Source organism: Kingella kingae ATCC 23330, from assembly GCF_900111845.1.
Taxonomy (GTDB): domain Bacteria; phylum Pseudomonadota; class Gammaproteobacteria; order Burkholderiales; family Neisseriaceae; genus Kingella; species Kingella kingae.
Window position 1 is genome coordinate 54,944 of sequence record NZ_FOJK01000033.1, and the last position, 11,713, is coordinate 66,656.

Consider the following 11,713-nt stretch of genomic DNA (forward strand, 5'->3'; position numbering starts at 1 on the left):
AATTCAAATTAAGTTAGAATTATCCCTATGAAAAAAAGTCGTCTAAGCCAGTATAAACAAAATAAACTCATTGAGCTATTTGTCGCAGGTGTAACCGCAAGAACAGCAGCAGAGTTAGTAGGTGTTAATAAAAATACCGCAGCCTATTATTTTCATCGTTTACGATTACTTATTTATCAAAACAGTCCACATCATTTAGAAATGTTTGATGGCGAAGTAGAAGCAGATGAAAGTTATTTTGGTGGACAACGAAAAGGTAAACGCGGTCGAGGTGCTGCTGGAAAAGTCGCTGTATTCGGTCTTTTGAAGCGAAATGGCAAGATTTATACGGTTACTGTGAATACTCAAACCGCTACTTTATTGCCTATTATCCGTGAACAAGTGAAACCTGACAGCATTGTTTATACGGATTGTTATCGTAGCTATGATGTATTAGATGTAAGCGACAAAGCCATTTTAGCTTCGCTGAAACTTCGTTTTCGTATCAATCACAGCACACATTTTGCTGAACGACAAAACCATATCAACGGAATTGAGCACTTTTGGAATCAAGCAAAAACGTCATTTACGCAAGTTTAACGGCATTCCCAAAAAGCATTTTGAGCTATATTTAAAGGAGTGCGAATGGCGTTTTAACAGCAGCGAGATAAAAGTTCTTGTTCTATTTTAAAACAATTAGTGAAATTGAGTTTATCCTAGTTATCTAGGACAGCCCCAATTTTTAACATTCGAGCACAGCCACAATGAATAATTTCTTCTAAATTTTCTGTTCATAATTCTGCATGGGCAGCTTCTTTTGTTTTGCTAATCAGTTTTTTATTGGGTTGGGCAAATGCCAAATGGCTGAGCGATTGGATTGATAATCAAGACTACATCATCAGAATTTGGTTTTTGATTTGTCTTGTTCCTTTGGTTGGTATCGCGTTCAGACAAAACCAAGCCAAATTATCGCCCACATTAAATGCGTTTAATAAACAACGAATCATAGGAAAAATGAAAGCCTTTGTATTGCAGTTGGTTTGTGTGGTTTGCATGGCATTTTTGGCGATGCAAGTGGCGAGTGAATATGCAGCAACGTTTATGACATTTGTAGGGGACATGATATTTATCATACCTGTAATTATTTTGTTATCTCCATTTTATATTACATTTGTGGACAGAAGATTAGCCAATCCAGAAGATGAATATGCCAAAATAGGTACAATGTTTGTCGATAAAAATAAAATCGATGTAGAAATCATCAAATCGTTTATGCTCAAAACATTGGTTAAGTCGATTTTTATTCCCTATATGTATGGCGGATTTATTGACAATCTAGCCCTATTATTGAGCACGCCTGTTGCTGCCAATCCTGTCACTTTGAGCCTCTTGCTGTTTAATATTGGTATTTCGATTGATATGCTAATCGGTGTATTTGGCTATTTGGTTACTTCATCGCTTATCAACAACCAAGTTAAAGACACCGATAGAAATTTTTTGGGCTGGGCATTTGCATTGGTGTGCTACCCGCCGCTTTTTGATTTGTTGCACAATCTGCATCAGCAAACCGATAATTTGATTTGGTCTGACATTTTGCCCAGTAATAGCATTGTGTACTGGATTATGTTTGGTGCGATTAATGTGTTGTGGATTATTTATTGGCTGGCAACCATTGAATTTGGTATGGGTTTTTCCAATTTAAGCTGGCGAAAATTGGTTAATACGGGCGTGTATCGCTACACCAAACACCCAGCCTATGTAGCCAAAAATTTGTATTGGTGGCTGCATACTTTGCCTTTTTGCGGTGTGGCATGGTTTAGCGCAAATTGGTGGCACAATATGCTTGCATTGTTTGGTACTAGTTTGGTTTACTATGGGCGTGCATGCAGCGAAGAGCGACACCTAATGAAGTTCCCAGAATACCGCGCCTATGCCGAACACATTAGCAAGCATGGATTATTTCGCAAATTGAAACTGCCATTTATTAAATAAAAAAATCAGCAAGATGCAGGCTGCTTTGCTGGTAAATGATGTGAAAACCTCATGATGACCAAACAATCATATCCAAGACCAAGCCACGCAAGGCTACATCAGTATCTCGTTGATGCAGACTACTGGCGGATTTGGACGCATCTTTGTTGCTATAAAATTAGAATTGTACTATTTTATTTTGAATTTACTATATTTTTTAAGCAATATGCCTTATATTATATTTTAAATGAAAAAGCAGCCTGCACTTGGTTAAACATAGTGCAGGCTGCTTTTTACGATATCCATCAATGCGACATAATCTGACTTAAAAATTGTTTCGCGCGTTCTGTTTTCGGATTGGTAAAAAACTCATCGGGTTTACGGTCTTCCAAAATTTGCCCGTGGTCCACAAAAATAATGCGGTCAGCCACTTCACGCGCAAAACCCATTTCATGCGTTACACACATCATCGTCATGCCCGATTGCGCCAAATCTTTCATCACTTTTAGCACTTCGCCAACCATTTCTGGGTCAAGCGCGGAAGTCGGTTCATCAAACAACATTACCGCAGGCTGCATTGCCAAACCACGCGCAATTGCCACGCGCTGTTGTTGTCCACCCGATAATTGCGTTGGCAGCGCGTCTTTTTTATGCGACAAGCCGACTTTTTCCAACAATTCCAACGCCAATTTTTCCGCGTCCGTCTTGCTCATACCTTTGACTTTGATGGGCGACAACGTGATGTTGTCCAACACGCTCAAATGCGGATACAAATTAAAATGTTGGAACACAAAGCCGACTTCGGTGCGGATTTTATTTAAATCGGTTTTGGGGTCGGCTACGTTTACGCCATCTACCCAAATTTCGCCCGATTGAATGCCTTCCAACTGATTTACGGTGCGAATCAACGTCGATTTGCCCGAACCCGAAGGCCCGCAAACCACGACCACTTCGCCTTGTTTAATATCCAAATTCACGCCATTGATAACGTGTAAATCTTTGAAATGCTTGTGAACATTTTTAAAGCTCACCATAATTTTTTCTGCATTGGTTACAGTCATTTTGTTTCTTTCGTTGTTTTCAGGCAGCCTGAAAATTATTTATTTACCAAATAATTAGATAATTTCACATATGTGTCAGGCGCAATTTCTTCCGCGCGTTGTTGCGGCAAAATGCCGACTGCTTGCAAATCGTCATCGCTGGCAATTTCTTTTAAATTATTGCGAATGGTTTTGCGGCGTTGATGAAACGCATCGCGCACCAAATCGCTGAAATGTTTGAAATTTTCCGCCTTGCCAATCCGATTTTCTACCGGAATCATGCGAACCACAGCAGAATCTACTTTCGGTGCAGGGTTAAACGATTCGGGCGGCACTTCAATCAACATTTCCATATCAAAGAAATATTGCAACATCACGCTCAATCGCCCGTAATCATTGGTTTTTGGCGTGGCGACCATGCGCTCAACCACTTCTTTTTGCAGCATAAAATGCATATCAATCACTTCATCAGCAATTTCCGCCAAACGAAACAGCAAAGGCGTAGAAATATTGTAGGGCAGATTGCCAACAATTTTTTTGCGCCCCGCAATGCTGCGAAAATCAAACTGCAAAACATCGCCATCATGAATAACCAATTTGTTTGCAAATGATTGTTTTTTCAGAAAAGTAATAATGTCTCGGTCAATTTCGCAAACGTGTAATTGATTCAATTTGCGCGTGAGTGGTTCGGTAATCGCCGCCAACCCAGGTCCAATTTCAATCACGATATCATCAGGCACAGGGCGAACCGCGTTCACAATATCGCTAATAATGCGCGTGTCTTGTAGGAAATTTTGCCCAAAACGTTTACGAGCTTTGTGTTCGGTCATGGTGTTCATCAACATAAAAAAATTATGCGAATTATAAGCGAAAAATGTGCAGGCTGCTTTGTTGGTAATGCGATTGTTTATTTCAATCAACCCAAATAATACGATTTGCCTTTATTATTTGTGCTATTATTTGAGAATGATTTTTATTTGAGCATAAGTTATGACCGCGATTTCTTTATCCAATCTATTGACCGCTTTTGGTATTACCTTTGCCGCTGGGCTGGCAACGGTATTGGGCAGCGCGTTGGTGTTTTTTTCCAAAACGCCGTCACCACGTGTGTTGGCGTTTGGTTTGGCGTTTGCTGGCGGCGCGATGGTGTATGTGTCACTCACGGAAATTTTTGGCAAATCGCGCGATGCGTTTGTGCAGGCTACTGGCGAACAACTGGGTTTTGCTTATACCACGTTTGCGTTTTTGGCTGGCGTGATTCTGGTGATGTTGATTGACCGCTTAATTCCCAATCCGCACGAAACGCTTGATCCCAATGACAAAAAATTCAAGCCAAAAAATCGCCAACACATCGCCCGAATCGGCACAATGGCGGCATTAGCGATTACCGCGCACAACTTTCCCGAGGGCTTGGCAACCTTTTTTGCTACGCTGGAAAATCCGTCTGTTGGCTTGCCTTTGGCGTTGGCGATTGCGATACACAATATCCCCAAGGGCATTTCCATTGCCGCGCCTGTTTATTTTGCCACGCAAAACAAAAAGTTCACAGTGTTGATGTGTTTGCTATCGGGCTTGGCTGAACCATTCGGCGCGATTTTGGGCTATGTGGCGTTGCGACCATTTTTATCGCCAATAGTGTTTGGCTCGGTGTTTGGCGTTATCGCTGGCGTGATGGTGTTTTTGGCGTTGGACGAATTATTGCCAGCCGCCAAACGCTATGCAGAAGGACACGAAACGGTGTACGGTTTGGTAACAGGTATGGCGATTATGGCGTTGAGTTTGGTGTTATTTAATTGGTAAACGTGGTAAACAAAAAGTGCAGGCTGCTTTTCAATCTTCAAAAGCAGCCTGCACTTTTATTTATTGATGATGTTTACTTATTCGCCATCATTCAACGCATTGATGCTGTAACCACCGTCCACATAAGTGATTTCGCCTGTGATGCCCGATGCCAAATCCGACAGCAAAAATGCTGCTGCATTGCCCACTTCTTCGGTGGTTACATTGCGGCGCAACGGATTTTGCGCGGCAACGTGTGCCAACAATTTGCCAAAGTCTGCAATGCCAGCCGCCGCCAACGTTTTGATTGGGCCAGCCGAAATACCATTGCAACGAATACCCTCTTTACCCAAGCATGAAGCCGTGAAGCGCACCCCTGCTTCCAAGCTGGCTTTTGCCATGCCCATTAAGTTGTAGTTTGGAACGGCACGCACCGCACCCAAATACGACAACGCCAAAATAGACGCATCGCGACCCTGCATCATCGGACGCGCCGCTTTTGCCAATGCAGGTAAGCTGTACGCCGATACTTCGTGTGCCACGCGGAACGCTTCACGCGACATACCGTCCAAAAAGTCGCCGCTCAATGCTTCTTTAGGCGCGAACGCAATCGCGTGTACCAAACCGTCCAAGCCGTCCCAATGTTTGCCCAAATCCACAAACACTTGGTTGATTTCGTCATCAGATTGCACATCGCAATGGAACACCAATTCCGAGCCAAATTCGGCTGCCAATTTACGCACGCGGTCTTCCAATTTATCCACCGCAAACGTAAACGCCAATTCCGCGCCCTGTTCGTGGCAAGCTTTGGCGATGCCGTATGCAATAGAACGGTCAGAAATCATACCTGTGATTAAGATTTTTTTGCCTTGTAAAAATGCCATTTTGTATTCCTTTTATCAGAATTCTTATCAAAAACCACGCCATTATAGCGGTTTTTATTTATCACTACACGCTATCACGCCAACAAAAAACCGCGTATTTCAAAACGAAATAGCGGCTAAATAAATATGCAGGCTGCTTTTTCCATTCAAAGCAGCCTGCACTTTTAACAAAAACGATTAGTACATTTTTGGTGGCAAAGTTTGGCTACGCAAGCGTTTTTGCAAACGTTTAACCGCAGCCGCTTTTTTGCGTTTGCGTTCTGTGGTTGGTTTTTCATACGCTTCACGCGCACGCAATTCAGTCAGCAAGCCAGTTTTTTCGATAGAGCGTTTAAAACGGCGCATCGCCACTTCAAATGGTTCGTTTTCTTTTACACGGATAGAAGGCATTTTGATGTTTCCTTATTAAATTAAATAAAAAATGTTGAAAATAAGAAAGTGTTTTTGTGTTGATTTTACTTAACTAAGTGGGCATTCAACACGCGCCCGATGATAAACATCACCCCCTAACTCACACGATTTGTCGCTGCCGCACTTGGCACAAACCGCAAAAAACACAGCCGTTTATTCAACGGCTGCACTCTTATTCAAATAAAATTGGGCGCTATTATCGCAGCGCAGCAGAGTTTTGTCAAATCTCGTTATTTTGCGTTACAATGTCGCCATTATTTTGATAAGGATAACGCCATGAGCCACACGACCAAAACCCAAGATTTAATTGTGCTGACACCACACGATTTGCCTTTGCATTGCAATGGCCCAAAAAATGAGACTTGGAACGGACACCCACGCGTATTTTTGCCGATTCAATCGCACAGCCAAATTCAATGTCCTTATTGTGGCACAACGTATTTTTTAGACGGCGAAATCGGTCATCATCATTAAACTTTGTGCAGGCTGCTTTTAAACAACATACAAAGCAGCCTGCACCCTATTATTTCAATCAAACAAAATAAAATCATGAACACACCCCGCGTAACCCAAATTAATCGCCCCAAACTGGTTCTGCCCAATGGCGCAGACAAATTATTGCTGCATTCTTGCTGTGCACCTTGCTCTGGCGAAGTGATGGAAGCCTTGTTGGCAAGCGAAATTGACTACACAATTTATTTTTACAATCCCAATATCCACCCACTCAAAGAATACGAAATCCGCAAAAACGAAAACATCAAATTTGCCGAACAACACGGCGTGCCGTTTATTGACGCGGATTACGATGTGGACAACTGGTTTGAACGCGCCAAAGGCATGGAATACGAACCCGAGCGCGGCATTCGTTGCTCTATGTGTTTTGATATGCGATTTGAGCGCACCGCCTTGTATGCCCACGAACACGGCTTCCCAGTTATTTCCAGCAGCTTGGGCATTTCGCGCTGGAAAGACATGAATCAAATCAACGATTGCGGACATCGCGCCGCTGCCAAATATCCGAATATTGCGTATTGGGATTTCAACTGGCGCAAAGGCGGCGGCTCGGCGCGTATGATTGAAATCAGCAAGCGCGAGCATTTTTATCAACAAGAATACTGCGGTTGCGCCTATTCCTTGCGCGACACCAACGCATGGCGACGCGAAAAAGGGCGCGAACCAATTAAAATTGGTGTGAAATATTACGGCGATGATGACGAATAAGCAGCCTGCACTTTTTTCCGATTGAAAGAATCAACATGAAAACCCAAGTCCACCTATTTTCTGGCTTTTTAGGCACAGGCAAAACCACCGCCATTCGCAGCCTAATCGCGCAAAAACCGCAAGACGAACAATGGCTGATTATCGTCAATGAATTTGGCGAAATTGGCATTGATGGCCCGGTACTTGCCGACAACGGCATTCCTGTGGCAGAAATTTCGGGCGGCTGCTTGTGTTGCACGGCTGGGGCGCAAATGGGCGTAACAGTCAAACAAATGCTCAAACAAAATCAACCGCATCGTTTGTTGATTGAAGCGAGCGGTTTGGCACACGCGGCAGGCGTAATTGACGAACTCAAAGCACCCGAATTTCGCGATGTATTGGACATTGCCGCCGTGTTTACCTTGATTGACCCGCGCCAATTTATCGACCCGAATTATTCAGCTAACCCATTGTATAAAGACCAAATTGGCGTGTGCGATGTGTTGGTAGCAAGCAAAATTGATTTGTGCAGCGCAAAGCAGTTGGACGAATTTAGAACGCAAGCAGCCAAACTGTTTCCGCCCAAAGCCTTGATTGTGGAAGTGCAAAACGCGCAACTGCAACTCGAATGGCTGGATACGCCTGTTACCGAAAAATCGCGTTATCGCATTAAAGCCTTGCCCGAAAACACATTGGGCTACCAATCGCAAGGCTTCACTTTCCCTGCTGGACGCAATTTTGACGGCGAAAAAATCACGCATTTTTTCAACAATCTAAACCAATTTACCGAGGGTTTGGTACGCGCAAAAGGTGTGTTTCAAGTGATGGACACTTGGGTTTGGCTCAACTGGGTTGATGGGCAATGGGGCGCAAATCAAGTGTCGTGGCGACGCGACAGCCGTTTTGAACTCATCGCCAAATCGTTTGATGCCGATGAAATTGAACGCCGTTTACAAGAAGCGTTGGAATAGAATTCATAAACATAAAAAGCAGCCTGCATTTGTATCACATCAAATGCAGGCTGCTTTTTATGTAAATTTGCATCAATATTTTTTAACATTATGTTAATATTACACGCTATTACAAGTCGATATATTCATCTCAACTTCAAGGAGTGTAATCATCATGGACAAACTCAAACAGATACTGATTTGGGGTATCGTGGTTTTAGTGGGCGTGGCATCGTTTACCACGCTTGCTATTAGCCGCGGCGAACAAGTGAGCGCAATTTGGATGGTAACCGCCGCCATTTCGGTGTATGCGGTGGCGTACCGCTATTACAGCTTATACATCGCCAAAAACGTGATGCAGCTTGACCCAAACCGCCTAACACCAGCCGAACGCCACAATGACGGCTTGGACTATGTACCAACGCACAAAGGCGTGTTGTTCGGACACCATTTTGCGGCGATTGCAGGTGCAGGCCCGTTGGTTGGGCCAGTTTTGGCAGCGCAAATGGGCTATTTACCGGGGACGCTGTGGATTATTTTTGGCGTGGTGTTCGCAGGCGCGGTACAAGACATGATGGTGTTGTTCGTGTCTATGCGCCGAGACGGTAAGTCTTTGGGCGACATCGTAAAACAAGAATTGGGCGTTATCCCAGGTGTGATTGCGTCCATTGGCATTTTGATGATTATGGTCATCATCATGGCGGTGTTAGCATTGATTGTTGTCAAAGCATTGGTACACAGCCCTTGGGGTACGTTCACGATTGCTGCAACCATGCCGATTGCGTTGTTTATGGGCATTTACACACGCTACATTCGTGTAGGTAAAATTGGCGAAATTTCCATTGTAGGCTTTATTTTGTTGATGTGTGCGATTGTGTTTGGCGAAGATGTGGCACACAGTGAATTTGGCAAATGGTTTGATTTGGACGGCATTCAATTAACTTGGGCGATTATGATTTATGGCTTTGTGGCTGCTGTGTTGCCTGTGTGGTTGTTGCTGACGCCGCGCGACTATTTGTCCACATTCCTAAAAATTGGCACGATTATTGCGCTGGCATTGGGTATTGTGATTGTGAATCCAACTTTGCAGATGCCTGATGTAACCAAATTTATTGACGGCTCTGGCCCTGTATTCTCTGGTCATTTGTTCCCATTTTTGTTTATTACCATTGCTTGTGGTGCGGTATCGGGCTTCCACGCGCTGATTTCGTCTGGCACAACGCCTAAAATGGTGGAAAACGAAACCCATGTCCGCATGATTGGTTATGGCGGCATGATTATGGAAAGTTTCGTGGCGATTATGGCATTGGCGGCGGCGGCTTCACTTGACCCAGGCGTGTATTTTGCGATGAACAGCCCTGCTGCCTTAATCGGCACAGATGCAGCACACGCAGCCGATGTAATCACCAATAAACTTGGCTTCCCAGTTGATGCCGCAACCTTGCTGCACACTGCAAAAGAAGTCGGCGAAAACACGATTTTGTCTCGCGCAGGCGGTGCGCCAACCTTGGCAGTCGGCATGGCGCACATTATGAGCCAGCTAATCCCTGGCGAAGCGATGATGGCGTTTTGGTATCACTTCGCGCTGCTGTTTGAAGCCTTGTTCATTTTGACGGCGGTGGACGCAGGTACGCGCGTGGCACGTTTTATGATTCAAGATTTGGGTAGCGTGTTCTACAAACCATTTGGCAACACAGACAGCCTACCTGCCAACTTAATCGCTACATTTATGGCGGTGGCATTGTGGGGCTACTTCTTATACACAGGCGTAACCGACCCATTGGGTGGCATCAATTCGCTGTGGCCTTTGTTTGGTATCGCAAACCAAATGTTGGCAGGTGTGGCGTTGATTATGTGTACTGTCGTACTGGTAAAAATGAAACGCGATAAATATGTATGGGTAACGCTTGTGCCTGCGTGTGGCGTTTTGTTTGTAACGTGTTACGCTGGTTTGCAAAAATTGTTCCATTCCGATGCCAAAATCAGCTTCTTGGCACACGCCAGCAAATACAGCGATGCGTTGAGCAAAGGCGAAATCTTGAAACCAGCCAAAACCGCTGAAGAAATGTCGCGCGTTATTTTCAACGACTACATCAATTCGGGTTTGACGGCATTGTTTATGGCGGTGGTAGTCATCGTGGCAACCTATGGCATTCGCGTGGCATTGAAAGCGCGTAAAGTGGGTTGGAGCACCGCGAAAGAAGTCCCAGCCGTGTTCCGCGATGGCACACAAGCGAGCGCGACCAATGAAAATTAATCAATCCATTAAACACAAATTGGCAAATTGGTGGGAAACCGCTAAATTGACTGCCAATTTAATGGCAGGCGTTCCCGATTACGATAATTACGTTGCCCAGCAGCGTAAACACAATCCCAACGTGCCTGTGATGAGCAAACAGCAATTTGACGATTATTGCCGTAAGCGCCGTTGCGGTGCGAATGGTGGACGTTGTTGCTGATGTGTTAAAACAAGTGCAGGCTGCCTTATAAAATAAACAAAGCAGCCTGCACTCAACCTATTTGTTTTGTGAAGAATCGATTTTTTATGACAACCAACCAAACACGCCGTTGCGCCTTTTTTATTTCTGACCGCACGGGCATCACGTCCGAAAACATGGGCGATGCGCTGCTGGAACAATTTGACGGCTTCAAATTCAAACGCACCACTTACCCCTTTGTCGATACCCTCGACAAAGCGCACGCCGCGGTGCAAATCATCAACCACGCTGCCGAAGAATCGGGCACAAATCCATTGGTGTTTAGCAGCATTTCCAATGACGACATTCGCGCCATCATCAAAACGTCCAAAGGCTTACATTTAAGTTTTTTTGATGCGTTTTTAACCACGCTGGAACAAGAATTGGGCGTATCGGCTCGCCATTCGGTGCAAAGCCGCGTCCACAATATCGAAAAATACGATGCGCGAATGGAAGCGGTGAATTTCGCGCTCAACCACGATGACGGCGTATCCGACAAAGATTTGCAAGTGGCTGATGTGATTTTGATGGGCGTATCGCGTTCGGGCAAAACGCCAACTTGTTTGTATTTGGCGTTGCAATATGGCATTCGTGCGGCAAACTATCCGCTCACGCCCGATGATTTGGACACGACCGACTTGCCGCGCATGGTTAAGCCCTATAAACACAAGCTGTTTGGCTTGACGATTCAGCCCGAGCGTTTGCACGACATTCGCCAAGAACGCCGCCCCAATTCCAATTATGCCAGCTTGAACACTTGCCGCAGCGAAGTGGCAGACGCGCAGGCAATGTTCCGCCGTCATGCGATTCCGCACACCAACACTACGCATAAATCGGTGGAAGAATTGGCGGTTTCTATTATGCAAGAATGTAAGTTAAAACGCCGTTTTTAAATCCAACAGCTTTCGGTTACAGCAATCCTGTTCTCTCTCCTATGGGAGAGGGTAACTCGCGGATAATAGTGAAATGAAATCGCAATAGTAAAGTTTGCCCTCTCCCACAGGAGAGGAGCGGATTGGCTG

The 11,713-nt window shown here is 44.7% G+C and carries 12 protein-coding genes and 1 pseudogene; 9 read left to right on the forward strand and 4 right to left on the reverse strand.

All coding sequences use genetic code 11. From position 1 onward, the window contains the following. Window positions 1–27: 27 nt before the first annotated feature. Window positions 28–699, forward strand: a pseudogene (locus BQ5809_RS07090) (IS1595 family transposase). A 102-nt stretch (window positions 700–801) separates the two neighbouring features. Continuing rightward, a complete protein-coding gene (locus tag BQ5809_RS07095) occupies window positions 802–1,971 on the forward strand; it encodes a methyltransferase family protein (RefSeq protein WP_003787639.1) in 1,170 nt (389 codons plus the stop codon). A 284-nt stretch (window positions 1,972–2,255) separates the two neighbouring features. On the opposite strand, the gene BQ5809_RS07100 is transcribed toward BQ5809_RS07095, so the two are convergent. Both BQ5809_RS07100 and rsmA read right to left on the reverse strand, forming a co-directional pair. Next, entirely contained in the window at window positions 2,256–2,984 is a 729-nt protein-coding gene (locus tag BQ5809_RS07100) for an amino acid ABC transporter ATP-binding protein (protein WP_032827796.1), read from the reverse strand. A 62-nt stretch (window positions 2,985–3,046) separates the two neighbouring features. Then, complete coding sequence (gene rsmA, locus BQ5809_RS07105; RefSeq protein WP_032827795.1) at window positions 3,047–3,820, reverse strand: 16S rRNA (adenine(1518)-N(6)/adenine(1519)-N(6))-dimethyltransferase RsmA; 774 nt, start codon at window positions 3,818–3,820, stop codon at window positions 3,047–3,049. Between the two features lie 160 nt (window positions 3,821–3,980). Here rsmA and zupT point away from each other — a divergent pair, with 160 nt between their 5' ends. Beyond that, window positions 3,981–4,790, forward strand: a complete 810-nt coding sequence (zupT, locus tag BQ5809_RS07110) for a zinc transporter ZupT (protein ID WP_003787636.1) — start codon at window positions 3,981–3,983, stop codon at window positions 4,788–4,790. A 77-nt stretch (window positions 4,791–4,867) separates the two neighbouring features. On the opposite strand, the gene fabI is transcribed toward zupT, so the two are convergent. Together fabI and rpsU are read right to left on the reverse strand one after the other, a co-directional pair. Continuing rightward, the gene (gene fabI, locus BQ5809_RS07115) at window positions 4,868–5,653 is read right to left on the reverse strand and encodes an enoyl-ACP reductase FabI (protein WP_003787635.1); all 786 of its coding nucleotides are present in this window, start codon (window positions 5,651–5,653) and stop codon (window positions 4,868–4,870) included. 177 nt (window positions 5,654–5,830) lie between these two features. Next, on the reverse strand, window positions 5,831–6,043 hold the full coding sequence (gene rpsU / locus BQ5809_RS07120; protein WP_003787633.1) for a 30S ribosomal protein S21: 213 nt from the start codon (window positions 6,041–6,043) through the stop codon (window positions 5,831–5,833). Between the two features lie 297 nt (window positions 6,044–6,340). Here rpsU and BQ5809_RS07125 point away from each other — a divergent pair, with 297 nt between their 5' ends. From BQ5809_RS07125 to ppsR, 6 genes are all read left to right on the forward strand, one after another. Continuing rightward, window positions 6,341–6,538 carry a zinc-finger domain-containing protein gene (locus BQ5809_RS07125; protein ID WP_003787631.1) on the forward strand — a complete coding sequence of 66 codons (198 nt, stop codon included), beginning with the start codon at window positions 6,341–6,343 and terminating at the stop codon, window positions 6,536–6,538. A gap of 75 nt (window positions 6,539–6,613) precedes the next feature. Next, window positions 6,614–7,285, forward strand: coding sequence for an epoxyqueuosine reductase QueH (locus BQ5809_RS07130; RefSeq protein ID WP_019389619.1), 672 nt, complete (start codon window positions 6,614–6,616; stop codon window positions 7,283–7,285). Between the two features lie 35 nt (window positions 7,286–7,320). Next, the gene (locus BQ5809_RS07135) at window positions 7,321–8,235 is read left to right on the forward strand and encodes a CobW family GTP-binding protein (protein ID WP_003787629.1); all 915 of its coding nucleotides are present in this window, start codon (window positions 7,321–7,323) and stop codon (window positions 8,233–8,235) included. A gap of 154 nt (window positions 8,236–8,389) precedes the next feature. Next, the gene (locus tag BQ5809_RS07140) at window positions 8,390–10,471 is read left to right on the forward strand and encodes a carbon starvation CstA family protein (RefSeq protein ID WP_003787627.1); all 2,082 of its coding nucleotides are present in this window, start codon (window positions 8,390–8,392) and stop codon (window positions 10,469–10,471) included. Window positions 10,472–10,478: 7 nt separating this feature from the next. Continuing rightward, window positions 10,479–10,673 carry a YbdD/YjiX family protein gene (locus BQ5809_RS07145; protein WP_032827794.1) on the forward strand — a complete coding sequence of 65 codons (195 nt, stop codon included), beginning with the start codon at window positions 10,479–10,481 and terminating at the stop codon, window positions 10,671–10,673. Window positions 10,674–10,759: 86 nt separating this feature from the next. After that, the gene (gene ppsR / locus BQ5809_RS07150) at window positions 10,760–11,584 is read left to right on the forward strand and encodes a posphoenolpyruvate synthetase regulatory kinase/phosphorylase PpsR (RefSeq protein ID WP_003787625.1); all 825 of its coding nucleotides are present in this window, start codon (window positions 10,760–10,762) and stop codon (window positions 11,582–11,584) included. The last annotated feature ends 129 nt before the right edge of the window (window positions 11,585–11,713 follow it).

Excerpts from the sequence above, each read along its gene's own strand:
- BQ5809_RS07100 (WP_032827796.1), bottom strand. The coding sequence starts at position 2,984 with ATGGTGAGCTTTAAAAATGTTCACAAGCATTTCAAAGATTTACACGTT.
- rsmA (WP_032827795.1), bottom strand. The coding sequence starts at position 3,820 with ATGACCGAACACAAAGCTCGTAAACGTTTTGGGCAAAATTTCCTACAA.
- zupT (WP_003787636.1), top strand. The coding sequence starts at position 3,981 with ATGACCGCGATTTCTTTATCCAATCTATTGACCGCTTTTGGTATTACC.
- fabI (WP_003787635.1), bottom strand. The coding sequence starts at position 5,653 with ATGGCATTTTTACAAGGCAAAAAAATCTTAATCACAGGTATGATTTCT.
- rpsU (WP_003787633.1), bottom strand. The coding sequence starts at position 6,043 with ATGCCTTCTATCCGTGTAAAAGAAAACGAACCATTTGAAGTGGCGATG.
- BQ5809_RS07125 (WP_003787631.1), top strand. The coding sequence starts at position 6,341 with ATGAGCCACACGACCAAAACCCAAGATTTAATTGTGCTGACACCACAC.
- BQ5809_RS07130 (WP_019389619.1), top strand. The coding sequence starts at position 6,614 with ATGAACACACCCCGCGTAACCCAAATTAATCGCCCCAAACTGGTTCTG.
- BQ5809_RS07135 (WP_003787629.1), top strand. The coding sequence starts at position 7,321 with ATGAAAACCCAAGTCCACCTATTTTCTGGCTTTTTAGGCACAGGCAAA.
- BQ5809_RS07140 (WP_003787627.1), top strand. The coding sequence starts at position 8,390 with ATGGACAAACTCAAACAGATACTGATTTGGGGTATCGTGGTTTTAGTG.
- ppsR (WP_003787625.1), top strand. The coding sequence starts at position 10,760 with ATGACAACCAACCAAACACGCCGTTGCGCCTTTTTTATTTCTGACCGC.